Raw genomic sequence first — 26,546 nt, forward strand, 5'->3', positions numbered from 1 at the left:
ACAACACGGTGCCAGAACCCCGGCTGGAGTCTTCGCCCGCACCGGCCAACGACTCCTCGCCCTGGCAGCCGGCATCTGGCACACCTGGACCACCGGCGCCAAGACCAAACGATCCCTGATCGCCTACGACCACTGAGAACATCGGACTCATTCATCTAGGGGTTCGACGGACAGCCCTATCTCCTCGAACAGTTCTCGCGCTGCTGCCTCTGCCAGGATCTCGCCCTCTTCCACGCCCCTCCAGGAGTAGTCCAGCCGTGACCGCTCCCGGGGGCGCCTGGGACACCATGGAACTTGAGCAGCAGGACCCGGTCCATCTCGTCGATGAGCACGACACGAGCAGAGTGCCGGTAATTCGTTTCTTGATCACGCACCTCGCCAGGCTACGACCCGTCAGGCACGCCTTAGGGCGTGTCTGACGGGTCGCAGGGGGCTTTCAGGGGTGTCTCGGGGACTGCTCAGGGGTGATCCCTGATGGCACCTGATGTCGGGCCAGACAGAGTTGTTGGCGGTTCACCGTTTCCTGGCTCTGTGGCCACCATCCTTGGGAGCAGCCCGATGCACCAACGCCCTTCCACCCTCCGCCGCTTGGCCGTGGCCGGCGTGGCCCTCGCCGCGATCACGGCAGGTGCGTGCGTTCCCGTCGTGATGGCGTCTCCTGCGGTTCCGCAGCGGGCGGCGGTCGCCGCCTCGTTCGATCCTGCACCGATGCGAGATCTGCTCACCCGTCTGCCTGATCCTGTTGTCGCCGGTGCACTGGTCAGGGTGGCGGGGGACGGTCAAGCGGTGCCGTGGACCGGAACCGCGGGGGAGGTTTCCCGCGACGCTCACTTCCGTATCGGCAGCGTGACGAAGATCTTCACCAGCACGGTCGTGCTCCAGCTGGCCGCCGAGCACCGGATCGCCATCGACGTGTCCGTCCGGCGCTACCTGCCCGACCTCATCCCGGCCGCATACGGCACAGTCACCGTGCGCGAGCTCCTGGACCACACCAGCGGCCTGCCGGCCCCGGCCGGCATACCCGGGCCTGCCGACGGGCCCGGTTGGTGGCGCAAGAGCGTGTCGCCGCGGGACGTGGTGCGCGATGCCTTCGCAGCCGCCGAGAGCCAAGGGGAGGGGCATCCGTCCAAGCCCGGCAGTGTCCAGCAGTACAACGGCGTCAACACCTTCGTCGCCGGCCTGCTGGTCGAAAAGGTGACCGGCCGAACCTTCAACGACGAACTCACCCGCCGCATCATCCGGCCGCTAGGACTGCGGAACACCAGCCTCCCCTCGTCGGACGACATGTCCATCGCCACACCGCACGCTCGCGTATACGTCGGTACGGACGAGGTGACCGAGCAGAGCCCCTGGGCATGGGCCGAGGGCGGAATGATCTCCACCGCCGCTGATCTGGACCGGTTCATGACCGCCCTGTTCCGCGGCCGACTCCTCCCGCCCGCCCAGCAGAAGCTGGTGTTCACCGTGCCCGACGTGCCCAGCGCGCCCACCAACACGAACTGCATCAACCGAACGAGCTGCTTCAGCGCCGGCGGCCTGATGCGGGTCACACTCGACAACGGCGTCACCGTCTGGGGCAAAACCGGCTCCCTGCCCGGGTGGACCAACGGCGTCTTCACCACCCGCGACCTGAAACGCCGCGTGGCCTACTCCCTCAACCCCACCGGCACCGCCTCCGAACGCCCCTACGTCATGACCATCCTCAACTCCGCCTTTAACAACGCCGACTGAACTGCCAAGGACTGCCCAGCCGGTCATGAGCGCAGCCAGAGGCGTAAGGATGCAACGGCCACGGTGCCGTGGAAGGGATACGCCCACTTGTCAGAGCGGGTGGCCACGGCCCGAAAGCCCTTGAACGCGTCAATCGTGCGCTCGACTTCGTTGCGGCGCTTGCACATCGTGCGGTCGAAGCCTGTGGGTCGGCAGCCTGCGCTGCCTCGGCGTTGGCGGTTGGCCCGTTGGTCTCTGCGCTCGGGAACGGTGTGCTTGATCTGCCGGCATCGCAGGTAACGCCGGTTGCGCCGGAGCTGTATGCCTTGTCACCACCCAGATGATCGGGCCGCGTGCGGGGATGGCCTCCGCCGGGCCTAGGAACCCGAATGCGATCGAGGACCGGGATCAACTGTGGGGCGTCGCCCGACTGACCTGGTGTGATGACGAATGCGAGCGGACGCCGGCCCCCTTCGCTCGCCAGATGGATCTTGCATGTCAACCCGCCCCGGGAGCGACTCAGCGCCTCATCGGAGCGGTGCTGAAGGGGTCGGCGACGCCTGCCCGGAATGCGAGGTGTGCGCTTACGTGCTCCTGCGGCGTGCTGGTGGGCACGGCAGGAGGTGGAGTGCATGCTGACCATGCTCCGTTAGTTGTTGGGTGGCTCGGGAGGGCTGGATGTGGCTGGCCATGCTGTGCCGACCGTGGCTTGACTGGAGTGGCCGTCCGGCCCTCCGGGGCGCCTTGGCCGCCGCTACCGGTCTGGGCCGGCCAAGCGGTCGACCTCATCACCGACCGGCCACCCGCAGCCGACCTCGTTGCGCGCCCTGGCCATGCAGGCCGAGGGCGCGCTGACAAGAGCGGGAAGGCGCTGACCGCAACGCCCGCCGGCCCCTGCCGCAGCCGCGAGCCGGGATCGATGAGCCGCCGGTTGCTGCGACCGTTCACCAATCACGAGCAGTCGGAGAGGTCACTGCGACCCCTGCCCGGTTTGAGGAGGGGACAATACGGGGGGGGAGGGGGGACAGCAACCCGAGTTGGGGGCTGCGACGGCCTTGTGGTCGGCCCGGCCCCCGTGCGCCTGCCTGCCATGCGACCGGCCGGACGACTCCGGCAACACGGCTCGATCGCCTGTCGGTTGGTTGCACCGGCGCGGCGGACAGTCCCCTCTTGTCGGCCGTGGCGTAGGCCGATGGCGCAAACCCGCACGCGCACGGCCGGCCGTATGCCTCATCGGCCACGCCCGTTTTCACGGGTGCGGGGATACGCCGTTGCAGACTCCGGCGTATCCGTGCCTCAAGCTGTGGTTCTCACGGACCCTGCCGGAAGCCGATGTTGTCGTCGATGACTGTGCGCGGCGAAACGGGCAGTTTCTCGGGATGCTCAAGGTCGAGCGTGGTGCATTCGAGCCCGCGATTCCACACCGTTCGCAGGAACTCCTTGACGAACTCCGTGGTCAGTTGCTCTCCGCCGCATCGTCGGTAGCCGAATCCGAACGGCGCATAACCGGCCGTGTCGCAGACCGGGTACGCGGTGCCGTCGACCACTGCGTAGACGGCTCCGAAAGCGCTGTTGGTCACGTCTGCCCGGCGACCGTCGATGACGGTGAACGGTGCGGGTGGGAAAGGACAGCGCGCAAGCCCGGCTTGGCGGCTTCTCGTCTCCGCGTTGTCGGCACTCGTCGGCGCTGCCCGGTACCTGTCGGGATCGAACTCCTCCGGGTTGCGCCAGTGCCGGGGGTCTCGGCTCGCCGAGGCGTGCAGGGTGAGGACATTGCCCAGGCGAGGCTCGGCACCACGTTCGGTGCTCACGGTCGACAGGCTGCCTCCGTTCGGTGAAACCGTGCGGAAGAGCTCCATCACGTAGCGGTCGAGTGGGGTGAACGCGCCGCCGTCCGCCGCGTCCGGGCTGTTCGTCATCGTCTGCTCGAACCACGACCTGACGGCCTTGTCACCGTGGCTCGCGTCCAGCAGCGCCATGGTGCGGTAGATCATGTTGCCCCACTGGCTGAACGCCAGGAAGTTGTGGAAGCACTCGAAGACGATGTCCTCGCGGCGGAAGTGCTCGCCCCCTTGGCCGTTCTTGAGCCAGTAGTGGACGAAGGTGCCCTCCGGGTCGTGGACGTCGCCGTCGATCACTGCCTGCACCCGGCGGTCGATCCACTCCTTGAGCCGCGGGCGCAGTTCGCGCACCCGCATGATGTTCTCGCGCACGATGTCCTCGGTGGGATACCAGTGACCGAGGACGGCGGTGAAGCCGGCGCCGATCGTCCGCACCTCGGCTGGAATGGCCTCGCCGGTGACGCCGAGGTGGAGGTCCCAGTAGAGGTCGAAGTAGTTCTGGTAGTACTCGTGCATCAGCGGCTTGCCGGCGTTGGTCTCGGCGAAGAGCCGGGCGAGGAAGCCGTGGACCTTGGGGGCGTACTTGGCTGCGCAGAGGTCCGGCGTGGTCGCCGAAGCGTAGATCTTCTTGCGCTCGTTGTCCGGTCCTCGCTGGTCGTAGCCCGTGATGAAGACCGTGGTGCCCTCCTTGGGGTCGGGCGCCCACCCGTCGTAGAGCATGCCCCAAAAGTGTGGCGGAGCCGCGTTCTCCTTGCTCAGGGCGAGATCGATCATGGGGAGTGCGGGCCGTTCGCCCACGTACTCGCTGCTCGAGAGGTAGGGCACCACGGCGCGCTCGATGTAGTCCGGGTCGAAGGTCGGCGGAAGCAGTCCGACCCATGCGTTGGGTGTGCTCATGTTTGTTCCCTTTGATCCTTGGGTCAGCTCGGGCAGCCGAGGCGGCGCCGCGGCTCTCCCCGAGCCGTGGTGCAAGGCTGACGCGCAGGCCCTACCGGCCGAAATGGGTCAGGGGCACCAATGTGAAACCAAATGTGGTGTTCCGCGCCCAATGGTCATCCCGCTGCTCGCTCCTAGCGTCGTTCTCACTGACGCAATCGGATCTCCGATCGGAAGGAGCGGAACATGAAGGCGACACATGGCACAGCAGCCGCCTCGGGCCAGACCGTCCCGAGCGGCGCTTTCCCGAGCGGCAACGGAAAGTCGTCCGGGGTGGAGCCGCCGGTACTGGGCGGACCGGAGTACTCCGACTACTACCTGCTGGACAACCTGCTCACCGACGACCAGCGCGCCCTTCGGCAGAAGGTCCGCGAGTTCATGGACCGGGAGGTCACCCCGGTCATCAACCCCTACTGGGAGCGGGCGGAGTTCCCCCACGCACTGGTTCCCAAGCTGGCGCAGCTGGACATCGCCGGCTTTCAAATTTCCGGTAACGGCTGCCCAGGGATGAGCAATGTGACGGCCGGCCTGGTGATTCTCGAACTGGCCCGGGGCGATCTGAGCATCTCGACGTTCGCCGGGGTCCACTCGGCCCTGGCCATGATGTCGATCGCACTGCTGGGCTCGGAGGAGCAGAAGCAGCGCTTCCTGCCGCCGATGGCGCGCCTGGAGAAGATCGGCGCCTTCGGCCTGACCGAGCCCGCGCACGGCACGGACGTGGTCAAGCTGGAGGCGACCGCGCGCCGGGACGGTGACTCCTACGTCCTCAACGGCTACAAGAGGTGGATCGGCAACGCGACCTTCGCCGATTACGTGATCATCTGGGCTCGCGGGGAAGACGGGCATGTGGGCGGCTACGTGGTCGAAAAGGGCACTCCTGGGTTCGACGCCCAGGTCATCAAGGGCAAGATGGCTCTGCGCTGTGTCCAGAACGCGCAGATCTCCCTCACCGACGTCCGGGTGCCCGCCGAGAACCGGCTGGCGAAGGTGAACACCTTCCGCGACACCGAGAAAGTCCTGCTGGCCTCGCGCTTCTGCGTCGCCTGGGAGTCGATCGGCGCCGCCATCGCGGGCTACGAGACGGCTCTGGCCTATGCCAAGCAGCGCAAGCAGTTCGGGATGCCGCTGGCCGCCTTCCAGCTCATCCAGTACCGGCTCTCCCGGATGCTGGCGGACATCACCGACATGCTGTGCATGCAGTACCGGCTCAGCCAGCTCCTGGACGAGGGCGAACACTCGATGCCCCGGGTCGCGCTGGCCAAGATGCACTACACCGAACGAGCCCGGGCCATCCTCGCCGACGCTCGCGACATGCTCGGCGGCAACGGGATCCTGCTCGACTACCACGTCGCCCGGCACCTCTGCGACATCGAGGCCATCGACACGTACGAGGGCACCGACACCGTGCAGGCGCTGATCGTCGGCCGCGACATCACCGGCTACAACGCCTTCGTGCCTGTGGCGCCCAGCCACTGACCCGGTGTGTATCGCGGCGCCCCGTGACAGCGGGGCAATTCCGGGCGCCCGCGCGACCCCACTGAGGACAAGGAGTAGTCATGAGCAACCCGCCCCTCCTGGAGGGACTGCACGTCGTCGATCTCGCGAGCTTCATCGCCGGGCCTGCCGCGGCCACCGTCCTCGGTGACTTCGGCGCCGACGTCGTCAAGGTGGAACCACCGCACGTGGGCGATGCATACCGTTCGCTCAGCCGCATCCCTCCCAACCCCCATGTCGAAGGGGTCAACTACCCCTGGCAGCTGGACAACCGCAACAAGCGCAGCATTGCGCTCAACCTCAAGTCGCCCGGCGCCCGGCCCGTGCTCGAGGGTCTGGTGCGGTGGGCCGATGTGCTGGTGACCAACTTCCCGCCGCGCACGCGGGCCAAGCTGGGCCTGGAGTACGACGCTCTGGCCGCCCTCAACCCCCGGCTGATCTACGCCGATGTCACCGGCTTCGGCGAGGAAGGCCCGGATGCGCATCTGCCCGGCTTCGATGTGACGGCGTACTGGGCGCGCAGCGGCCTGATGGACCTCACACGCCAAAGGGACGTGCCGCCGGCCACGAACGCGTTCGGATCGGGCGATCACTCCACGGCGATGACCCTGTTCGCCGGGATCATGACCGCGCTGTACCGGCGGGAGAAGACCGGCCAGGGCGCACGCGTCACGGCCTCGCTGCTCGCCGAAGGCGCCTGGGCGGCGAGCATGTGGCTGCAAGCCGTACTGGTCGGGGCGAAGCCCCCCCGACCCATCGACCGGTCCGACCCGCCCAACGCGCTCGTGAACATGTACCGCACGGCGGACGACCGCTGGATCGTCCTCGGCTTCGCCAACGAGGACAAGGAGGTCCCGCCGTTCCTCAAGGCCATCGGCCATCCCGAGGCAGCGGAGGACCCGCGCTACGCCGACACCCCGAGCCGCCGCGCCCACGCCCCCGAGATCGTTGCCCTGCTGGACAAGACGTTCGCGACGCGCCCCCTGGCCGAGTGGCGTGAGGTGCTCGACGCCGGGGGCCTCACATACGGAGTCGTCCAGACGCTCGAAGAGTGCGCCCACGACCCCCAGCTCCTCGCCAACCGGGTGTTCGTACCGATCGACGACGGCAGCGACGAGCCGCACCTGACCATCGACAGTCCCTTCCGGCTGGAGCAGGAACAGAAGGTCCGTCCGGGCCCTGCCCCCGATCTGGGCGAACACACCGAGTCCGTGCTCCACGACCTCGGCTTCGACGCCGCCGGAATCGAGGAGCTGCGCAAGGCCGAAGCCGTCGTTTGAAGCCGCAGCTCAGCAGCGCGAGGGAAGAAGGGAAACATCATCATGACCACGGCCAAGGACACGCCGAGCGTACGAACTGAGGAAAACGACGGCATTTTCGTGATCACGATCGACCGGCCGGAGGCCCGCAACGCCATCGACGGGGCCACCGCCAGGGCCCTGGCGGCTGCCGTCGACCGCCTGGAGTCCCGTGACGACCTCAGGGTCGGCATCATCAGCGGGGCCGGCGGCGTCTTCAGCGCCGGCATGGACCTCAAGGCCTTCGCGGCCGGAGACACGCCCATCATCGAAGGACGGGGCTTCGCCGGCATCACCCGCGCCCAGATCAAGACCCCGCTCATCGCCGCCGTCGAGGGTTATGCGCTGGGCGGTGGAACCGAGATGGCGCTTGCCTGCGACATGATCGTGGCCGCGCGGAACGCCACCTTCGGCCAGACCGAGGTCCACTACGGCATCGTGCCGCCCGAAGGAGGCATGGTGCGCCTGCCCGAGCACATCCCGCGCAACATCGCCCTGGAGCTTCTGCTCACCGGCGAGCAGCTGCCCGCCGAGCGCGCCGAGCGATTCGGCCTGGTCAACTACCTCACAGAACCGGGCCAGGCCCTGAAGCGGGCCCTGGAACTGGCCACCAGCATCGCTCGCAACGCGCCCCTGGCCGTGGCAGCCGTCAAACGCGTCGTCAACGAGCGGCGAGCGTTCAGCGACCAGGACGCCTTCGTCGAGCAGGACCGGATCGTCGCACCGGTTCTGGCGTCCCACGACGCGCAGGAGGGCGCCCACGCCTTCGCGGAAAGGCGCTCACCGCACTGGCAGGGCCGCTGATACCGGCCCCGCCCGACAGTGCTTGCGGGCCCCGGCCCAGGGCCCCCGACCAGGCACGGCCACCTCCGCACCGCAAGAAAGGGCGACCAACGATGACCGAGCAACCCACCGTCCGAAGCGTGACCTACGATCTGCTGCGGACCCTCCGCCTCACCACGGTCTTCGGTAATCCCGGCTCCACCGAGCAGCCCTTCCTGCAGGATTTCCCCGAGGACTTCACCTACGTGCTGGCGCTGCAGGAGGCGTCCGTCATTGCGATGGCCGACGCCTTCGCCCAGGTGACGCGTCGCCCGGCACTGGTCAACGTGCACTCCTCGGCCGGGCTGGGAAACGCCGTGGGCAACCTGGTGGCGGCCTACCACGGAAACACGCCCCTCATCATCACCTCGGGACAGCAGCATCGGGAACTCGTGATCGGGGAGCCGTATCTCGGCAACCGGGAGTCCACCACGCTGCCGAAGCCGTGGGTGAAATGGTCCTATGAGCCGGCCCGCGGCGAAGACGTCCCCGAGGCCTTCATGCGGGCCTACGCAGAGGCGTTGCAGCCGCCGGCGGGACCCGTGTACCTGTCGATTCCCATGGACGACTGGAAGCGGCCGCTGTCCGGCTTCACCCGGATCCGGACCGTCAGCGACCGCGTCGCCCCCGACGCGCAGCGCCTGCGGCTGTTCGCCGACCGCATCTCCGCCAGCCGACGTCCCGCGCTGGTCTTCGGGCCGGAGGTGGATCGCGCCGGCGGATGGGACGGGGCCGTGGCCCTGGCGGAGAAGCTGCGCGCTTCCGTCTACGGCGCCCCGCTCCTGGACCGCGCCTCCTTCCCGGAGGACCACTCCCTCTTCCGCGGCCCGCTCGGGATGTCTGTGAAGACCGTCGGCGACCGGCTGACCGGGCACGACCTGGTGGTCGTGATCGGCGCGGAGGTGTTCCGGTACTACCCCTACGTGCCCGGCAACTACCTGCCCGAAGGTACGGAGCTCCTGCAGATCACCAGCGATCCGGGGGTTGCCGCGGCGGCGCGTGTGGGCGACAGCCTCCTGGGCGATCCCGCGACGGCGATCGAGCTGCTCCTGGACATGGTCACGGAGGGATCCGCACGCGCCATGCCCGAGCCGATGGCACGGCCCCGTGAGCTTCCACGGGTGCCCAGCAGCCCCCTTACCCCGCCGGAGGTGTACGCCGCCCTCAGCAGGGTCCGGCCGCCCGACGCGGTCATCGTCAACGAATCGACGTCCACCATGGCCCAGCAGGTCGAGTGGCTTCCGACGGTCAGGTCCGGCTCGTTCTTCGCCACGGCCAGTGGGGGCATCGGCTGGGGCACACCGGCAGCGGTGGGAGTCGCGCTCGGCGACCGGGACAGCGGCGTCGACCGGCCGGTGGTCGGCCTGATCGGCGACGGCTCCTTCCAGTACTCCGTGCAGGCCATCTGGACGGCGGCGCAGCACAACCTCCCGATCGTGTACGTGGTCATGCGCAACCACGAGTACTCCATCCTCAAGTCATTCGCGGTGCTGGAGGAGACTCCGGGCGTTCCGGGACTCGACCTGCCCGGGCTCGACATCGCCTCCGTGGCCCGCGGCTTCGGATGCCGTGCGGTCGACGTAGAGACCACTCAGGACCTGGAGCGGGAGTTCAAGGCGGCCCTGACCGCCGACACCACCACGGTCATCGTGGCCCCCACGCAGCCCCTGAAAGCCATGTTGTAGGGCATGAACCCACACGATCCGAAGCCGTTGGGTCGACTGCGCCTGCGAGCGGGTGGCAAAAAGGCTCGAAAGTCGTCGCCAGCGGGCGCAGCGAGTCGACGGTCCGCCGACGGGTACCTCGGATGTCATCAGCGGCGGCCGATGACGCATTCGTACGGTCGGCCATTTCATTCGGGGCCGGTGCGAAGGAGGGTCGAGCCGAGGTACTGAACGGCGCGCAGCGCGACTTCCAGATCGGTGTGCCCTTTCTGGACCGGGTGCCCCATGATTTCCTCGGCTTTCCGGATGCGGTACTGCACGGTGTTCTTGTGCAGAATTTGAGCGCTGCCGGTAGCGGTATAACTGCAGCCGGTGTCCAGGAAGATCTGCGCGGTCTCCCGAAGCCGTGCGGAGTTCTCGTCATCGACGGCCAACGGGCCCAGGACGCCCCACACCCAAGCGCGCATGTCGTCGATGTTCGTAGCCATCAAGGCGAGGGGAGCGACGGTGGAGAAGTCAGTGAACTGGGGGGCTGGACTGGCCGCTTCCGCAAGTTCCTGCGTGCGCAGTGCCTGCTGGTGTGTGGAGCGGAATCCCTCGATTCCGTAGCCCACGTCCCCAGCACAAACGTGCAGCGAAGGGTCGCTGCGCTCGACCACATTCGACACCTGTTTCCAGGAGACGGCGCGGTGCGAGCCGAGCGGCACCCAAGCCCAGGACAGAATTGCATCTCGGGGGACGAACAGCGGCCTGGCAGGGCAGCCCAGCTTCTGGGCGATCTCGTCGGTGATCCGGTGGAGTCGAGCAAGTCCCTCACCCTCACCCGTCAGCGTGGGCAGCCAGGACACGAGCCCGAGGTGATTCTGCCGGAGCCGGTAACCAAGGGCTGGTTCAGCCGAGTTGAGGTCGATGTCCTTCTCGGCGAGGATGTCTCGCACGCGCGCGGCGCGGGCCGCGGTCTGGCTGAGCAGCCAGTGATCGCGTTCCTGTCGGTAGACCACGATGACATGCTCGGTTACCCGGTCGATGTAACCGAAGCTCACCTGCAGCATGCGTCGGTTGGTCGCCGTGGAGGCATCCCCATCGGCGCCCTGACGGTTGAGTTCGTCCAAACACCACTGCAGAAAACGCCAGTGGCCGATCCTGTAGGCCCTGACCATCGCGTTGAGGGGGATACCCCGCTGAGCCAGCCTCCTGGCGTACTCAAGAGCAGCTGCGGGCCCCTCGATCTTGTCCAGAGCTATGTCGTTCTCGAAAATGTGCAGCAACGTAGCGACATTTTCCGCGATGCTCGCCTGCAGGATTTTAATGACGGTTGCGTCGCCCCTGAGCTCCGGGATCTCTGCAATAACAAACTCCCCTATGTCGCGGCTGACCTCCGGGAGGTGTGACCCTACGTTCTCCGCGACCACGGAAAGTTGTTTTGCGGCCTCTGGATGATCCGCAGCCATACCTCAATCCTACAGGGCGGTCCGTGACCTATCCGCTTCTTGGGGACGCGATAGGCCGCACTCCAGCGAGCCTGCGCGAATACCGCCGAGGTATTGGTTCATCGGCACCAATTCCAACCCGAAGGTCGTACTGCGCGCCCAGTGGTTGTCGTGCGGTCCACGCCTAGCCTCTGGTTACTGACGGGATCCTCCGGCGCGCGATCTGGGGGATCGATTCGCCTTCAAGCCGTTCTTCGGAAACGTCCTAGGGGTGATCGGCGTTGACCGATATTGTCCGATACAGCCTCACGGAGGCGCTGGGCCTTGGAGAGGTGCCCGACTCTGCGAATGCGGTGATCGACGGCGAGGGGACGGCGGTCGGTTGGACGAACACCGCGCAGCGGCTTGTCGGTTACTCGGCCGGGGAGGTGGTGGGCCGGCCCGCCTGGTTCGTGCGGCCGTTTCTCCAGAACGCACTGCACGTATGGGCGGTCTGCGAGCAGCGCCGCGCCCGGGGCAGCTGGTCCGGCACAGCGACGATCCATCACCGCGACGGCCACACACCCCATATAAGCCTGCATGTCTCGCTGTTGTGGGGGCGCGACGGAGCGGTCCACTGGCTCGTCTCCGGCACCAATCCTGCCCCGGGACCCGGCCGTCGCGAGGTGTGCCCGCCGCTTGGTGACCTGGCAACCGATCCGGTGGGGACTGGAGAGTCTGGTCACCGACACAGCGCTGAACGCCGGCGAACTGGTCACCAACGCGATCCGTCACGGCGCCGGGCCCATTGCCCCGCGTCTGATCAAACACCAGCCGCTGAGCTGCGAAGTCTCCGAAGCCGGCAGGACCTGCCCACGCCTTCGTCACACCCGCAGCACAGACGAGGACGGCCGCGGCATCCTCCTCGTCTCCCAGCTGTCGCGAAGGTGGGGCCGGCGCCGGATAACGGGCGGCAAGGTCGTCCGGGCGGAACAAGAGCTGCCCCATCCCGCCGAGGGCGAGAGCGACACCGGCTTCCCTCCCGACCCCGCTGGGGCTGCGTGGCCGAATGACGCAGAAAGCCGAGGAGAGGAGCTGACATGAACCTCGCATCCCACATGGTGAGCAGCGCTCGGACTCATCCGGATCGCGCCGCGCTCCGTCTCGGGGACGCCGCCGTGTCCTATCGCACGCTCGACCAGGGCAGTGCCCGCATGGCCGGACTGCTCCACGACCGTGGCGTGAAGCCCGGTGACCGAGTTGCGATCATGCTGCCCAACGTGCCCGAGTTCGCCCTCGCCTACTTCGGCGTACTCCGGGCCGGCGGCATCGTCGTCCCGATGAACCCCCTGCTCAAGTCCCGCGAGGTCGCCTACTACCTCGGCAACTCAGGCGCCCGACTCCTGTTCGCCTGGCACGCCTTCGCCGACGAGGCACGGACGGGTGCGCAGCAGGCCGAGGCCGAGGCGGTCGTCGTCAGTCCCGGCGCATTCGACGAGCTGCTGGTGTCCGCCCCACCCGTCGAGGACCTGACCGACCGTCACGAGGACGATACAGCGGTGATCCTCTACACCTCGGGGACGACCGGTCAGCCGAAGGGCGCCGAACTGACCCACGCCAACCTCACCCGCAACTGCGACATCGTGGCCGCCGAGCTGCTCCAACTCACCGCCGACGACGTGATATTCGGTGGGCTGCCACTGTTCCACGCGTTCGGACAGACCTGCACCCTCAACGCCGCTGTCGCCTCCGGCGCGTGCCTCACGCTGCTGCCGCGCTTCGACGCGGCGAAGGCACTGGGAATCCTCGACGAGCACGGGGTGACCGTCTTCGCCGGGGTGCCCACGGTATTCAGCAGGCTGTCGCGGCAGCCCGACCGAGACGCCTACGACGTCTCCCGGCTGCGCCTGTCCCTCTGCGGCGGCGCGGCGATGCCGGGTCAGGTACTGCACGCCTTCCAGGACGCGTTCGACTGCGTTGTGCTCGAAGGGTATGGACTGTCGGAGACCTCGCCCGTCGCCTCGTTCAACACCCTGCAGACCGGACCCAAGCCCGGTTCGGTCGGCACCCCGATCCGGGGCGTCGAGATGCGGGTGGTCGACAACGGCACGGAGGTACCGCAAGGGGAAACCGGCGAGATCGCGATCCGCGGGCACAACGTGATGAAGCGGTATTGGCAACGCCCCGAGGAGACCGCCGCCGCGATCCGGGACGGATGGTTCTACACCGGCGACCTCGGCCGGGTCGACCAGGACGGATACTTCTGGATCGTCGGACGGATGAAGGACGTGATCATTCGGGGCGGGTACAACGTGTACCCCCGCGAAGTCGAAGATGTGCTGTACGAGCATCCGGCCGTCGCCGACGCCGCGGTCATCGGCCTCCCCAACCCCGATCTCGGTGAGGAGGTCGGTGCGGCGGTCGTTCTCAAGCCGGGCGCCCGAACGACAGCCGAGGACCTGCGTGAATACGTCAAGCGTCAGGTCGCCGCCTACAAGTATCCGCGGAAGGTATGGATCGCGGACGCGCTGCCAAAGGGACCCACCGGCAAGATCCTCAAGCGGGAGATCGTCCCGCCGCCCGAGGCGGACAGGCGATGAGGCGATGAGGCGACTGGCAGGCACCCATGCGCCGTGGTTTCATCGGCGATGAGGGGGCCCGCACGAGTCGCCGCCACCGCTTGGGCCACGGCGGCAGCAATGGCTCGATCAGCGCCCACAGTTCGTCGTCCACGATCCGCGGCCTACTCCCCACTCCCACCCGAACATCCCAACTTCCCATCGGAGACGGCCGACCAGTCCCACCAGATCGTGAGAACGCGGCGGGTCAGCTCGGGGCCGGTGACCACATACACGGGAAGCGTCCCGAGTTTGATGCGGACGACATCTCCGTAAGTGCGGGACGTGATCGTCCAAGGCGCCCGGGAGGGCCTGGCCGCCACCCGACCGGCGGCCGTGCGTCACGGATTCGGGACGGTGTCGGTGCCGAGGGCCGCGGCCCGCAAAGCGGCCGCGAGGCGGACGACGGGTTCGGTCGGCGGCTGGGGAAGCCGGGCCAGGAGCAGGCGCCGCATCTCCTGTGGCCCGCCGCGCACCGGCAGGATACGCACACCGGGTGGCGCGGCGGGGGCCAGCGCGGAGGACACGGTGGTCAGTCCGCAGCCTGCGGCCACGAGATGCAGTTTCGCCAGCCAGTCCCGGGCCGTGTGCACGATCTCGGGCCGCTCGTCCAGGCCCGGCCACACCCCCATGAGCCAGTCCGCGCCGGACGACGGACCGGCGATCCACCGCTGGCCGCGCAGATCGGCCACGTCGACGAAATCTCCGCGGGCCAGCGGGTGCGTCGCGGGCACGGCCAAACAGAGGGAGCGCTCCGTGAGCGTCTGCAGCGCCAGCGGGGGCGACTCGGTGTCCGGTGCGCGAAACGGTGGTGCCGACGCCAGCAGGGCGAGATCGATGCTGCCCGCCCGGAGGGCGCGCACCAGCGCCGGGGTGCCCCCTTCGCGGCTGACCACGTGCAGGCCGGGATCGCTGCGCCGCAGCGCGGCGAGGGCGTGCGGCACCAGGGTCGTGCCGGCGCTGGGGAACCAGCCCAGGCGCACGGTGCCGCCCTGCTCGGGCAGGCCGGACAGTTCGCGGGCGGTCGCGTCGATCTCGTCGAGCACGACCGTCGCGCGGCGCATGACGACCCGCCCGGCCGCGGTCAGCCGTACGCCGTCGCGCCGCCGCTCCAGCAACTCCGCGCCCGCGACCCGCTCGATCGAGGCGATCTGCCGGGACACCGCCGACTGCGTGTACCCCAGCGACGCCGCGGCCGCGGTGAAGGTCCCCTGCTCGGCCACCGCGCGGAACACCCGCAGCGCGGTCAGTGACACATCCGTGAAGTCCATGACGTTCACGCATACTACTCGTGCGCAAGTTTCGTTGGACTCATGGACCGGGCGTTCCTACCGTTGCAGGCATGAACGCTCCCCGAATCGCCCTCGTCACGGGCGCCAACCAGGGCCTCGGCCGCGCCCTCGTCGAAGGCCTCGCCGCCCGCATGGGAACGGACGACCTGGTCCTGCTCACCGGACGCAGCGAGCTGCGCGTCACCGATGCCGCCCGCGAGGTGGCGCAGCTGCCCGGCACCCACGCCCAGGTGCGGGGCCGGGTCCTGGACGTCACCGACACCGACGCGATCGGCCGGCTCGCCGACGAACTGCAGGGCCAGTACGGCGGCGTCCACGTGGTGATCTCCAACGCCGTCGCCCGCGTGCTGCCGGACGAGTCGCAGGCCGAGCGCGCCGACGAGTTCATCGACGTGTCCAACACCGCCACCCACGCGGTCCTGCGCTCGTTCGGCCCGGCCCTGCGCCCCGGCGGCCGGCTGCTCGTGGTGGCCAGCAGCCTGGGCACCCTCGGCCACCTCGACGCCCGGGTGCGCCACCTGTTCGACGGCGCGAGCCTCGACCAGGTCGAGTACGCCGTCGAGTCCTGGCGCACCGCCCTGCACAACAACACCGCGGAAGAAGCGGGTTGGCCGCGCTGGCTGAACGTGCCCTCGAAGGTGGCCCAGGTCGCCGCCGTGCGCGCGGTCGCCGCCGCACGCCGCGAGCGCGACCTCGCGACCGACACCCTGATCGCCTCCGTCTGCCCCGGCATGGTCGACACCGCGACCTCCCGGCCGTGGTTCAGCGACTACAGCCAGGCCCAGTCGCCGTCCGAGGCGGCCCAGGCCGTGCTCGACGTCGTGTTCGCCGAGCACGTCGACCCTGCCCTGTACGGCGAGTTGATCCGCTTCGGCAAGGCCCTGGATTGGCACGGCGGCACGCCCCCGGTGGAACAGGACCGCATGCTCACACCCTGAGTAGACCCCGTTCCGGCCTCAACTCGCAGCCAAGCATGCGGAGTTCACTCATGCCCCTCTTCACCACGCCCCACGGTTTCTCCAGCACGGCCGCACAGGTCGCGCAGGGTATCGACCTCACCGGCCGCCGCGCGCTGGTCACCGGCGCGTCCTCCGGTCTCGGCGCGGAAACGGCCCGCGTCCTGGCTGGTACGGGGGCGGCCACCACCCTGGCCGTCCGCGACGTGGCGGCCGGCGAGCGCGTCGCCAAGGGCATCGCCGAGGCGACCGGCAACCAGGACGTGCACGTCGCCCACCTGGACCTCGCCGATCCGGCGTCCGTCACCGCGTTCACCACGGCCTGGCAGGGCCCGCTGCACGTCCTGGTGAACAACGCCGGCGTCATGGCCTGCCCCGAGCAGTACACCGAACAGGGCCGGGACTGGCAGTTCGCCACCGACCACCTGGGCCACTTCGCGTGTAGCGGCCCAGGGCGTTGACGTTGCGGTGCTTGAGCGGGGACAGCCGGGCGACGTCCTCGTGTCGTGTGCTCCTGTCGTGCTGCGAAAAGATCCAGCCATCGACGCGACGGCCAGGTCAGGGTACGTACTCACGGCGTTCTCGCCATAGCGTTCGTCAACATGGCGGCCTTGTGTCCCCGGAACGGTGGCCAGTACGTCGGAGGTACGGCGGAGAGGAGCGGGACGGCACAGGTGCTCCTCACCCTCGCGGAGCAAGGTGATCCGCCTACGCGGGCCTCATATGCCTCATACGCCGGGGGATGGTGTGGAGACGCTGCCGTTGGAGCGCGTGCTCTCATCCCGGCAAGGTCGTGGTTGAGCTCGACGATGTTGACGCTTTCCTGACCCAGGAACCCCAGGACGCGGCCCTGGATGTGGTCGGTGACCAGCTTCTCGACCCTGGCGGGTGGGAGGCGGCGGGTTTTCGCCACGCGGTTGACCTGTTCGTGCGCGTACGCGGGGGAGACCGCCGGGTCGAGTCCGGAGCCGCTGGCGGTCACCGCGTCCGCCGGGACGGAAGCGGGGGAGACCCCGTCGAACGCCGCCACGGCGGCGCGGCGTTGTCCGACTGCGGTGATCAGGTCGGGGTTGTTCGGGCCGAGGTTGGAGGCACCGGAGGCCAGCGGGTCGTACCCGCCCGCCGAGGGGCGGGGCTGGAACCACTTGGGGTCGGGCCGCAGTTGCTCCTTCGGGTCATCGGGGTGCTTCTTGGGGAGCGCGAAGTTCTGGCCGATCAGGCCGGAGGCCACCGGCTTGCCGTTCGTCGTCAGCAGGGAGCCGTTGGCCTGGCGGGGGAACGCGGCCTGGGCGATACCGGTGACGAGCAGCGGATAGGCGATTCCCGTGATCACGGTGAACAGCAGCAGCATCCGCAGCGCCGCCAGATGCTGGCGGAGCACGGGAGGGAGGTGGTGGGTGCGCATTGTGGGGTCGCCTTCCTCAGCGCAGGCCGGGGATGAACTGGATGACGAGGTCGAGCAGTTTGATGCCGAGGAACGGCAGGATCAGGCCGCCGAGTCCGTACATCCAGATGTTGCGGCTCAGCAGCTTCGCGGCCGAGGACGGCCGGTAGCGCACACCGCGCAGCGCGAGCGGGATCAGCGCAACGATGATCAGCGCATTGAAGGCGATCGCCGAGGAGATCGCCGACGTCGGGCTGTGCAACCGCATGATGTTGAGCTTGTCCAGACCTGGATAGACGCCGGCGAACATCGCCGGGATGATCGCAAAGTACTTGGCGACGTCGTTGGCGATGGAGAAAGTGGTCAACGCGCCCCGGGTGATGAGCAGTTGCTTGCCGATCTCGACGACCTCGATGAGCTTGGTCGGGTTGGAGTCCAGGTCCACCATGTTCCCGGCCTCCTTGGCGGCCGACGTACCGGTGTTCATCGCCACGCCGACGTCCGCCTGAGCCAGCGCCGGCGCGTCATTCGTACCGTCGCCGGTCATCGCGACCAGCTTGCCGCCCTGTTGTTCGCGCCGGATGAGGGCCATCTTGTCCTCGGGCGTGGCCTCGGCGAGGAAGTCGTCCACCCCCGCCTCCTGCGCGATGGCGCGAGCGGTCAGCGGATTGTCGCCGGTGATCATGACGGTCTTGATGCCCATCCGCCGTAGCTCGTCGAAGCGCTCGTGCATGCCTTCCTTGACGACGTCCTTGAGGTGGATGACGCCCAGGACACGGGCGGCGGCCTGGGCGTCGGGGGGTCGGATCACCTCGCCGACGACCAGCGGCGTGCCGCCACTCGCGGAGATGCCGTCGACGAGGTGACCCACATCCGCCGTGGGGTGGCCGCCGTTGTCACGGACCCAGCGCATCACCGCCGTCGCCGCTCCTTTGCGGAGCGACCGGACCTCCCGGAGATCTTCGAGATCGACCCCACTCATCCGGCTCTGGGCGGTGAACGGCACGAACTCCGCCTGGGCCAGCTCTCCTTCGCTCCGTCCACGCAGCGCGTACTGCTGCTTGGCGAGGACGACGATCGAGCGGCCCTCAGGCGTCTCATCGGCGATCGACGACAACTGGGAGGCGTCCGCGAGTTCCTCGGTGGTCACCCCTTCCACCGGCAGGAATGCGGCGGCCTGGCGGTTGCCGAGGGTGATGGTGCCCGTCTTGTCGAGCAGCAGGGTGTTGACGTCGCCGGCGGCCTCCACCGCGCGCCCGGACATCGCGAGCACGTTGCCGGCGATACCGATCGCCGAGAGCAACGCGCCGATCGTCGTCGGGATCAGGGCCACGACGAGGGCGACCAGGACGACGAGGGACTGCTCGGCCCTCGCGAAGAGGGCGAAGGGCTGGAGGGTCACCACCGCGATCAGAAAGACGATGGTCAGCGACGCCAGCAGGATGTTGAGCGCGATCTCGTTCGGGGTCTTCTGCCGGGCGGCGCCCTCGACCAGCGCGATCATCCGGTCGATGAAGGTTTCCCCCGGCTTCGAGGTGATCTTCACGATGATCCGGTCCGAAAGCACCTTCGTACCGCCCGTCACCGCCGACCGGTCACCGCCCGACTCACGGATCACCGGCGCCGACTCGCCCGTAATCGCCGATTCGTCGACGCTCGCGACGCCCTCGACCACATCGCCGTCACCCGGAATGATCTGCCCGGCCTCGACGACCACATGGTCGCCCAACCGGAGGCCGGCGCCCGGGACTTCCTCCTCGACGGCGTCGGCCGTGCCCGGCTGCCACCCAGCCAGACGCCGCGCCATGGTGGTGGTCTTGGTCCGCCGCAGCGTCTCCGCCTGCGCTTTGCCGCGACCTTCGGCAACCGCCTCGGCGAGATTGGCGAAGACCGACGTCAGCCAGAGCCATGCCGTGATGACCCAGGCGAAGACGCTGGGCGTCTTGATCGCCGACAGCGTGGTCAGGACCGCCCCGACCTCCACGACGAACATGACCGGGTTGTGGACCATCGTGCGCGGATCCAGCTTGCGCAGCGCGTCGGGGAACGACCTCAGCAGCTGCTTCGGGTCGAGCAGACCGCCCGAGACCCGGTGCCGCTGAAGGCCGGCGGACGGCCCGGTCGGCGGGGCGGGAGCGGGAACGCCGGTCGTGGACATCAGCGCAGACCCTCCAGACTTTCCGCAACCGGGCCCAGCGCGAGCGCGGGGAAGTACGTCAGACCGACGACGATGAGGACCACGCCGGTCAGCAGCCCGACGAACTGCGGCCGGTGGGTGGGCAGGGTGCCCGCGGTGACCGGTACGGGCTGCTGCTGGGCGAGCGATCCGGCGAGCGCCAGCACGAACACCATCGGCAGAAAGCGGCCGACGATCATGGCCAGGCCGAGCGTGGTGTTGTACCAGACGGTGTTCACGCTCAGGCCCGCGAACGCCGAGCCGTTGTTGTTCGCCGCGGAGGTGAAGGCGTACAGCACCTCGGAGAAGCCGTGCGGCCCGGAGTTGAGCATTGCCGCCCGTTCGTCCGGGAAGGCCATCGCCAGCCCCGCGCCGGTCAGCACCACTGCCGGCGTGGTCAGGATGTACAGCGAGGCGTACTTCATCTCCTGGCCGCGCAGCTTCTTGCCCAGGTACTCGGGCGTACGACCGACCATCAGCCCGGCGACGAACACCGCGACGATCGCCAGGATCAGGATCCCGTAGAGCCCGGAGCCGGTGCCGCCGGGCGCGATCTCCCCGAGCATCATGTTGAAGATCGTCATTCCGCCGCCGCCCGGCGTGTAGGAGTCGTGGAAGGAATTGACCGCCCCGCACGACGTCAGCGTGGTCGACACGGCGAACAGCGCCGACGACCAGATACCGAACCGCGCTTCCTTGCCCTCCATCATTCCGCCGGCCGCATGACCGGCCGCGCTGCTGACGCTGTGCAGTTCGTTGGCGGTCACGATCGCGACAGAGGCGGCCCAGATCAGCGCCATCACGGCGACGATCGCATAGCCCTGACGGTGGTCGCCGACCATCTTCCCGAAGGTGCGCGGCAGCGAGAACGAGATCACGAGCAGGAGGTAGATCTCGATCAGATTGGTGAAGGCATTGGGGCTTTCGAAGGGGTGGGCAGAATTCGCGTTGTATAAGCCGCCACCGTTCGTGCCGAATTCTTTGATTGCTTCCTGGGATGCGACCGGGCCGCCGGTAAGGCGCTGATGGCCGCCGGAGATCGTGATGATGTCGTTGACGCCATGGAAGTTCTGGACGGTACCGGCGGCCACCAGAACGATCGCGAACACGAGGGAGACCGGCAGCAGCAAACGCACCACGATCCGCGTCAGGTCCACCCAGAAATTTCCCAGCTGGTCGGTCTTCTTCCGGGTGAAGCCCCGGACCAGCGCGGCGACGACGGCGATGCCCATGGCGGCGGAGACAAAGTTTTGCACCGCGAGACCGGCCATCTGGACCAAGTGCCCTATTGCCGACTCGCCCGAATATGACTGCCAATTGGTATTGGTGACGAAGGAAGCGGCCGTGTTGAACGACTGGTCCGGGGGGACGGCCTGCATGCCCACGGACAGCAGCAGATGGTTCTGCAGGCGCAGGAACGCGTACAGGAACAGCACCGAGACCAGGGAGAACGCGAGCACGCTGCGGAGATAGACCGACCACTTCTGGTCCGCGTCGCCGTGCACTCCGCCCGCCTTGTAGATCAGGCGTTCAGCCCACAAATGGCGGGTGGTGGTGAGGATATGGGCCATGTAGTCGCCCAGGGGGCGGAAGGAGAGGGCCAGGGCAACCACCAGGACCAGGACCTGGAGCCAGCCCGCGAATGTGTCGTTCATCCGGATCCACCCGCTCCTAGAACTTCTCGGGGAAGATCAGGCAGACGACCAGATAGATCACGAGGCACACGGCCACGATCAGACCGACGATGTTCTCCAGACTCACAGCCGCCCGACTCCCTTGGCTACCAAGCCGATAAGGGCGAATACGAAGAGGGTGAGGCCGATGTGCGCAAGGGGTTGCATGTGCGGTACCGCCTAGGAAATAGCCGCGCTGAGAGATTTCTGACGGTAGCTCAGGCGGATTCGGCGGTGGCCTGACGCCCTGCGGCCGATAGGGTGATGGTGGAGCGCCGGGAATTGTGGTCGGCGCAGAAGCGACACTGCGGATTTCGGCCGGCACGGGGCGCGCTCCGTGCATCCGCGACGTGTCACTCCTGGCGGCCGGGTGCCGCGCTGCTGCCTCCAGGTGCGGAGCTCGGGAGAGTGAGCGCAACCACGAAGGCGGGCCCCGCGGTGGTGGTCCCGAAGGTGCCGCCCATGGCTTCGACAAGGTCTCGCGAGAGCCGCAGAGCCAGGCTGTCGGCCCTTGCAACCGCCGTCCGGGGACCGGTGGCGCCGCCCTGCGCAGGGCTGTCCGGCCCGAGATCGGGGCAGCCGTCCGTCACCCGGATCTCCAGCCGACCGGCCTGGACCTCGGCGGCGAACACCGGAGGCCGGTCCCGTGGACTGTGCCGCAGAGCGTCGGCCCCCAGGGCGGTCAGCACACGGGTGAGGAGGGCCGCGTCGGCGATCGCATCGGGCAGCTGCTCCGGCAGGCGCACGATGATCGTGTGGCCGCCGGGGCCGAGGTCGTCCAGGGCCTCGTTGAGGTCGACCGGGCGGAGGTAGAGGTCGAGTGCCCCGGCGTGCAGGCGACTCAGCTCGTCGAGGTCGGTGACCAGCTGCGTCGCGCGGCCCACCGCCGTGCGGGTGGTGTCCAACAGACGCGCCGTTTCCTGGGAGGCGGTGCGACCACGGAGATCGCCCACGTGCGCGAGCGCTTCGTCGGCGGCGTGCAGGGGGACCCGTAGGTCGCGGCCCGCTGCGAGGAGCAGCGACGCCCGGGTGCGTTCGGAGGCGGCAAGAGTGTCCGCATTGGCGGCACGTGCGGTGATCCGGCCGCGGGTATGTGCCGGCCCCAGCTCGGCCGCGCACGCGGCGAGGACGCGTTGATCCTCCGTACTCAGCCCGGAACCGCGCACGGCCAGCGTGAGATCTTCATCCACGGGGCTTTCCACATCCGCCTCGTAGGGCTTTTCGGGCGGCCGGTCCCCGGCGCCGGCGACGACATACCAGCGGGGCTCGGGGGACGCTTCCGGGTCCCTTTCGAGCAGGATGCCCGCCGTCAGGCCGAAGTTCTCCCGGATCTGCTCGATCAACGCCGGCAATTCCTTGCCGCGCATCATGGCGGTGGCCAGACGGCTCAGCGCCCGCGCCTCCGATGTGGCGCGCGGCCTGATGCATACGCCGGGCGGCCTCTCCCGCGGCCGTACCGACGAGAGTGGCCGTGGCGATGAAGACCACGAGCGCGTGATCTTGTTGAGCCGTTCCACGGCCAGTGAGTGCACGGGGGTGGTGAAGTAGTAATCGGCGAGCAGTGCTGCGGCGACGGCGGCGAACAGCGCGGGGGAGAGCCCGCCGATGAGAGCGACCACAACGACGGCGAGAAGGTAGATCACCAGGTCACTGGAGAGATCGAGGTGGTTGCGCAGCGCCGCCAACAGGACAGTCAGCAGGGGCAGCAGCAGCGCCGCGCCGGCGAGCGCGGACCAGAACCGTCTCGGACCCGTGCCACGGCTCGGGTGCGGGAGCCTCAGCGTCGCGGCCCCGGCTGCCTCCTCGTGGGTGACGATGTGCACGTCGATGGGGCCGGAACCCTTGATCGTCCGCTCTCCCGTACCGGCGCGCAGAGCGGAGGCGAGACGACCGCGCCGGCTCGCGCCCAGCACGATCTGGGTGACGTTCTCCGCCTCGGCGAATTGAAGCAGAGAGATCCGCAACCGTCCACGTGCCACCGAACGGCTCCTGCCAGGTCACCTGCGTGCTCTTCGTGCGCCCGCACTGCTCGTGCCCTTCCATGGTGCGCCCTGTGCGCGCCACCGCGCCGGTGGGCCTGCCCGCCCCCGCGACCCGGCCGCCGACTGACTTCGCCCCAGACCGCGGCAGGCCACCACACCCGGGCACGGAGCGGTACCAGGTCAACTGTCCGTGCCCGCCGGTCAACAGCCCGCAGGAGCATGGCACATCAGGGTCCTGCCGGCCGTTGCGGTGTCGGTGTGGCCCCGGCGCTCGAAGTGGTTGTCGGAGTCGGAGTCCGGCTCGGAGTCCGACGTGGAGTCGGCGTGGGCCAGGGCTGCGACCCCTCAACGAGGTTGAGGCCCACCCGGTACGGAAAGCACAGATCCCCGAACTTTCTGATCGACGGCACCGAACTCATTGGGCCGCAGGGTGGCCACGGCTCGGGCGCGAAGCCGCACCAGCCAGTCCGTTCTGCGGCTGAGCGCCGCCCGGAGGAGGCTGGTGAGAACCAGGCCGCCGAGCACGGCCACACACAGGGTGGTCATGTCCATTCCCATGCCGGGGCCATGGGAGGACGTCTTGCCGGCGTCATGGGCGCCGTGCGAGAGACCGAGACGGCGGCTTGTTTCGAGAGGGGCATGCCGCTGTGCTCGTGGGCGCCGGCAGCGGGCGCGTGAGCCGCTGGTCCCATGGTGGCGTCGGCCCACCGCGGCGTCCCGCCATTGAGGCGCAAGCCCGCAAAGGTGTCCGCCTCGTCGATGTACAGGGACATGCCGGAGCCGGTGTGCGTCCGGACTCGGCGGACACCTCGCGCCGGCTCGTGCGCTGCTTATGACACGTCCTCGGCCGCCGTGGCACCGCCGACGAGTTGGGCGGCCAGCCGCTCGACCTGTTCGCGGGGGTCCGGTGCGCCGGCCCAGCTGGTCATCAGGAGGTGGTGAACCGATCCGACGAGGGCGAGAGCGACCGAGGTGGTGTCGGTGCCGTCCGCGAGGCGTCCGAGCCGCCGTTCGGCATCCAGGTACTCAGTGACCGAGTCCTGGATCGCCGTGAAGCCTGGAGCGCCGGCCTCCAGCGCGTGGCGGACCGTTAGGGAGACGGCGGGGCGGGTCATGGCGAGGCCGGTGACCGCGGGGTTCACGGAGGTCAGGAGTGCGAGTGCGACCTCGACAAGGTTCTCGGCCACGGTGGCCTTTCCTGCTCGCCCAGGGAGCTGCGCAGCCTGCTGTGCGGTGCGCGCGAACCGGTCCAGGAGCAACTGGGCCACGAACTCGTCCAAGCCTGAGAAATGGGCGTGCAGCAGCCCCTTGGCGCAGCCCGCCTCGGCGGTGATCGCCCTGCTGGTCAGAGCGGCCGGGCCCTCGTTGGCCAGGACCCGCTCCGCGGCGTCGAACAGCCGATCGCGAACGTCGGGGATCGCTACTCCGCGCGGTGACATGAGCCTCTCCTGATACGAGATCGCGACGCACCCCGACGCAAGAAGGGGATTGCCGGAATGGGCGCGCGCCCATACTGTTTGGGCACGCGCCCATTCTAGTCCCGGCAGGGCCGCACCCAACAGGAGGTACGAATGCAACACATCGTGAACACCGACCAGGCGCAGGCGTGGAACGGTTACGAGGGCACGTACTGGGCCCGGAACCAGGACCGCTGGGACGCTGTGAACACAGGCTTCAACGAGCCCCTGCTCACCACCGTCGCGATCAAAGAGCGCGACCGCGTCCTGGACATCGGCTGCGGAGCCGGGCAAACGACCAGACTGGCCGCACGCCGGTCCGGAAGTGGTCAGGTCCTGGGCCTGGACCTGTCGGCGCCGATGCTGGCGCGCGCCCGCGAAACCGCACAGCGCGAGGACCTCGGCAACGTCACCTTCGAGCATGGCGACGCCCAGGTCCACGCCTTCGAACCAGGCACGTTCGACGTCATGATCAGCCGCTTCGGCGTGATGTTCTTTGCCGACCCTGCCGTCGCCTTCACCAACATCGGACGTGCCCTGCGCCCCGGCGGGCGCATGGCATTCATCTGTGGCGCGGGCCCCGAGGGCAACGAGTGGCTCCAGGCCATCGCGGCACTGAGCGACATCCTCCCCATCGGAGGCTTCGGCGCGCCGGGAAGTCCTGGCATGTTCTCCTTGGTGGACCCCGACCGTATCCATGAGGTGCTGTCCGCCGCCGGTTTCGAGAACGTCAGCGCAGCCCACGTGGAGGCGCAGGGGACGTGGGGTCAGGACGCGGACGATGCGGCTGCCTTCCTGCTGGACTCCGGCCCAGGGCGCCACTTGACCAGCCAAGTCGCACCAGAGGTCCAAGACCGCGCGCGCCACAGGCTCACGGACGTCCTGCGCGCCCACGAGGAGAACGGCGCGGTGCGACTGCGCAGCAGCGCCTGGTTGGTCACCGCCCACCGGCCGAAGTAGTTCGGCTCGGCCGACCGGCCGGGCCACCCCGTCGATGCTGACGGCGACGGGAATTGCCGCGCTGCATGGACTGCGCGCGCTGCTGGTTGCGCGGCGCGGCACTCCGGAATCCAGCCCCTTCGACGGCGGACTGAAGCCGCGTGAGCACGCCCACTGCCGGTTTGATGTCCGGCGCTACCTCGTCACCATGGCTTTCCCGGCCTTCGACATGGAGACGCTCTTCATGTATCCGTGGGCCAGAGTGGTGCGCGAGATGGGCGCGCCCGCGGTCATGGAAAACGTTCCTCTTCCCGCGGATCCTCTTTGCCGCCGTGATCTATGCCTGGCGCGAGGGTGCACTTCGGTGGGCCTGAGGAGCGCGCTGCGCCGGTCGGCGGCACGTCGCCCTCCCGTACCGCTGGTGAGCCTGCCCGGCGCCACGGAGCAGCGGCTGGCGGTCGAAGCCGAACTTTGTGAGCGGGGCCGGCCGTTGGCGGACAGTCCCACTGCTGCGGCCGCCTTGGTGGTCGTCGGCGTACCCGGTGACGACGATGCTGAATGGCTGGGCGAACTGTGCGGCGGTGTGCCGGAGCCAAAGGGGTACGTCGCCGTCCCAGCCATTGGCGAGACCGGGAGCGCCTTGACGCCGTGAGCAGCATTCTGGCCTCGGGCCTGGAGAGCCCGGTGCCCGCGTCGGCGAAGAACAGCGGGGCTCCAATGAGCCCGCAACGGCTCGCCGAGCTGCGCCCGGAACTGGAGGAAAAGGAGTGAGTCACAGCCCGCGTACGGGGATGCGGTGCTGGTCGGCTTGCTCTTAGAACTCCTAACGCAATGACTTCAGGCGCCGCCAGCAGATGAGTGCGCATCCCAGGGTGAGAAAGGCTTCGTGGATGTC

Annotated in this window: 21 protein-coding genes and 5 pseudogenes; 15 read left to right on the top strand and 11 right to left on the bottom strand. The window is 68.5% G+C overall.

What is annotated here, in order from left to right:
- Window positions 1–136: pseudogene (locus DY245_RS47320) on the top strand (IS982 family transposase); the annotation flags it as partial.
- Between the two features lie 11 nt (window positions 137–147).
- On the opposite strand, the gene DY245_RS47325 reads toward DY245_RS47320, so the two are convergent.
- Window positions 148–234 carry an NUDIX domain-containing protein gene (locus DY245_RS47325; RefSeq protein ID WP_244943572.1) on the bottom strand — a complete coding sequence of 29 codons (87 nt, stop codon included), beginning with the start codon at window positions 232–234 and terminating at the stop codon, window positions 148–150.
- Between the two features lie 474 nt (window positions 235–708).
- Here DY245_RS47325 and DY245_RS40820 point away from each other — a divergent pair, with 474 nt between their 5' ends.
- A complete protein-coding gene (locus DY245_RS40820; RefSeq protein ID WP_244943570.1) occupies window positions 709–1,731 on the top strand; it encodes a serine hydrolase domain-containing protein in 1,023 nt (340 codons plus the stop codon).
- Window positions 1,732–1,754: 23 nt separating this feature from the next.
- On the opposite strand, the pseudogene DY245_RS40825 reads toward DY245_RS40820, so the two are convergent.
- Both DY245_RS40825 and DY245_RS40830 read right to left on the bottom strand, forming a co-directional pair.
- Window positions 1,755–2,356, bottom strand: a pseudogene (locus DY245_RS40825) (IS5 family transposase); the annotation flags it as partial.
- Between the two features lie 664 nt (window positions 2,357–3,020).
- Window positions 3,021–4,448 carry a cytochrome P450 family protein gene (locus tag DY245_RS40830; protein WP_128512172.1) on the bottom strand — a complete coding sequence of 476 codons (1,428 nt, stop codon included), beginning with the start codon at window positions 4,446–4,448 and terminating at the stop codon, window positions 3,021–3,023.
- Between the two features lie 225 nt (window positions 4,449–4,673).
- On the opposite strand from DY245_RS40830, the gene DY245_RS40835 reads away from it, so the two are divergent.
- From DY245_RS40835 to mdlC, 4 genes are all read left to right on the top strand, one after another.
- Window positions 4,674–5,963 carry an acyl-CoA dehydrogenase family protein gene (locus DY245_RS40835; protein ID WP_128512173.1) on the top strand — a complete coding sequence of 430 codons (1,290 nt, stop codon included), beginning with the start codon at window positions 4,674–4,676 and terminating at the stop codon, window positions 5,961–5,963.
- Between the two features lie 80 nt (window positions 5,964–6,043).
- Complete coding sequence (locus DY245_RS40840; protein ID WP_128512175.1) at window positions 6,044–7,261, top strand: CaiB/BaiF CoA transferase family protein; 1,218 nt, start codon at window positions 6,044–6,046, stop codon at window positions 7,259–7,261.
- Between the two features lie 42 nt (window positions 7,262–7,303).
- Window positions 7,304–8,083: a crotonase/enoyl-CoA hydratase family protein gene (locus tag DY245_RS40845; protein WP_128512176.1), complete on the top strand. Its 780-nt coding sequence runs from the start codon at window positions 7,304–7,306 to the stop codon at window positions 8,081–8,083.
- A gap of 92 nt (window positions 8,084–8,175) precedes the next feature.
- On the top strand, window positions 8,176–9,786 hold the full coding sequence (mdlC, locus tag DY245_RS40850) for a benzoylformate decarboxylase (protein WP_128512177.1): 1,611 nt from the start codon (window positions 8,176–8,178) through the stop codon (window positions 9,784–9,786).
- A 167-nt stretch (window positions 9,787–9,953) separates the two neighbouring features.
- On the opposite strand, the gene DY245_RS40855 is transcribed toward mdlC, so the two are convergent.
- Entirely contained in the window at window positions 9,954–11,216 is a 1,263-nt protein-coding gene (locus DY245_RS40855; RefSeq protein WP_128512178.1) for a PucR family transcriptional regulator, read from the bottom strand.
- A 332-nt stretch (window positions 11,217–11,548) separates the two neighbouring features.
- Between DY245_RS40855 and DY245_RS48565 the strand changes: the two are divergent.
- The 3 genes and pseudogenes from DY245_RS48565 to DY245_RS40865 all read left to right on the top strand — a co-directional run.
- Window positions 11,549–11,779: pseudogene (locus tag DY245_RS48565) on the top strand (PAS domain S-box protein); the annotation flags it as partial.
- The gene (locus DY245_RS48065; protein WP_342354261.1) at window positions 11,775–12,278 is read left to right on the top strand and encodes an ATP-binding protein; all 504 of its coding nucleotides are present in this window, start codon (window positions 11,775–11,777) and stop codon (window positions 12,276–12,278) included. The pseudogene DY245_RS48565 and the gene DY245_RS48065, both read left to right, overlap by 5 nt.
- Complete coding sequence (locus DY245_RS40865) at window positions 12,275–13,774, top strand: long-chain-fatty-acid--CoA ligase (protein WP_128512180.1); 1,500 nt, start codon at window positions 12,275–12,277, stop codon at window positions 13,772–13,774. Before DY245_RS48065 ends, DY245_RS40865 begins: the two co-directional genes overlap by 4 nt.
- Before the next feature lie 359 nt (window positions 13,775–14,133).
- Here DY245_RS40865 and DY245_RS40870 read toward each other — a convergent pair whose 3' ends face one another.
- Complete coding sequence (locus tag DY245_RS40870) at window positions 14,134–15,063, bottom strand: LysR family transcriptional regulator (protein WP_181924082.1); 930 nt, start codon at window positions 15,061–15,063, stop codon at window positions 14,134–14,136.
- A gap of 71 nt (window positions 15,064–15,134) precedes the next feature.
- Between DY245_RS40870 and DY245_RS40875 the strand changes: the two genes are divergently transcribed.
- Window positions 15,135–16,022 (top strand): SDR family NAD(P)-dependent oxidoreductase, encoded by an 888-nt coding sequence (locus DY245_RS40875; RefSeq protein ID WP_128512182.1) that lies wholly within the window; start codon window positions 15,135–15,137, stop codon window positions 16,020–16,022.
- A gap of 50 nt (window positions 16,023–16,072) precedes the next feature.
- Window positions 16,073–16,480, top strand: a pseudogene (locus DY245_RS40880) (SDR family NAD(P)-dependent oxidoreductase); the annotation flags it as partial.
- Window positions 16,481–16,611: 131 nt separating this feature from the next.
- Here the strand turns inward: DY245_RS40880 and kdpC are convergent.
- The 6 genes from kdpC to DY245_RS40920 all read right to left on the bottom strand — a co-directional run bounded on the left by kdpC (window position 16,612) and on the right by DY245_RS40920 (window position 24,694).
- Window positions 16,612–17,445, bottom strand: a complete 834-nt coding sequence (kdpC, locus tag DY245_RS40885) for a potassium-transporting ATPase subunit KdpC (RefSeq protein WP_128512183.1) — start codon at window positions 17,443–17,445, stop codon at window positions 16,612–16,614.
- A 16-nt stretch (window positions 17,446–17,461) separates the two neighbouring features.
- Entirely contained in the window at window positions 17,462–19,582 is a 2,121-nt protein-coding gene (gene kdpB, locus DY245_RS40890) for a potassium-transporting ATPase subunit KdpB (RefSeq protein WP_128512184.1), read from the bottom strand.
- The gene (gene kdpA, locus DY245_RS40895; protein WP_128512186.1) at window positions 19,582–21,255 is read right to left on the bottom strand and encodes a potassium-transporting ATPase subunit KdpA; all 1,674 of its coding nucleotides are present in this window, start codon (window positions 21,253–21,255) and stop codon (window positions 19,582–19,584) included. The genes kdpB and kdpA overlap by 1 nt, the downstream gene beginning before the upstream one ends.
- A gap of 16 nt (window positions 21,256–21,271) precedes the next feature.
- Complete coding sequence (kdpF, locus tag DY245_RS40900) at window positions 21,272–21,361, bottom strand: K(+)-transporting ATPase subunit F (protein WP_128512187.1); 90 nt, start codon at window positions 21,359–21,361, stop codon at window positions 21,272–21,274.
- A 265-nt stretch (window positions 21,362–21,626) separates the two neighbouring features.
- A complete protein-coding gene (locus DY245_RS40905) occupies window positions 21,627–23,252 on the bottom strand; it encodes a DUF4118 domain-containing protein (protein ID WP_244943571.1) in 1,626 nt (541 codons plus the stop codon).
- Window positions 23,253–24,085: 833 nt separating this feature from the next.
- On the bottom strand, window positions 24,086–24,694 hold the full coding sequence (locus DY245_RS40920) for a TetR/AcrR family transcriptional regulator (protein WP_128512190.1): 609 nt from the start codon (window positions 24,692–24,694) through the stop codon (window positions 24,086–24,088).
- 132 nt (window positions 24,695–24,826) lie between these two features.
- Between DY245_RS40920 and DY245_RS40925 the strand changes: the two genes are divergently transcribed.
- The 4 genes and pseudogenes from DY245_RS40925 to DY245_RS47745 all read left to right on the top strand — a co-directional run bounded on the left by DY245_RS40925 (window position 24,827) and on the right by DY245_RS47745 (window position 26,422).
- Window positions 24,827–25,672: a class I SAM-dependent methyltransferase gene (locus DY245_RS40925; protein ID WP_128512191.1), complete on the top strand. Its 846-nt coding sequence runs from the start codon at window positions 24,827–24,829 to the stop codon at window positions 25,670–25,672.
- 34 nt (window positions 25,673–25,706) lie between these two features.
- Window positions 25,707–26,025, top strand: a pseudogene (locus tag DY245_RS40930) (NADH-quinone oxidoreductase subunit A).
- 47 nt (window positions 26,026–26,072) lie between these two features.
- Window positions 26,073–26,303: a hypothetical protein gene (locus DY245_RS40935; RefSeq protein WP_128512192.1), complete on the top strand. Its 231-nt coding sequence runs from the start codon at window positions 26,073–26,075 to the stop codon at window positions 26,301–26,303.
- Window positions 26,300–26,422, top strand: a complete 123-nt coding sequence (locus DY245_RS47745; protein WP_280525055.1) for a hypothetical protein — start codon at window positions 26,300–26,302, stop codon at window positions 26,420–26,422. Before DY245_RS40935 ends, DY245_RS47745 begins: the two co-directional genes overlap by 4 nt.
- The last annotated feature ends 124 nt before the right edge of the window (window positions 26,423–26,546 follow it).

The organism is Streptomyces inhibens (assembly GCF_003389455.1).
In the GTDB taxonomy this organism is placed as follows: domain Bacteria; phylum Actinomycetota; class Actinomycetes; order Streptomycetales; family Streptomycetaceae; genus Streptomyces; species Streptomyces inhibens.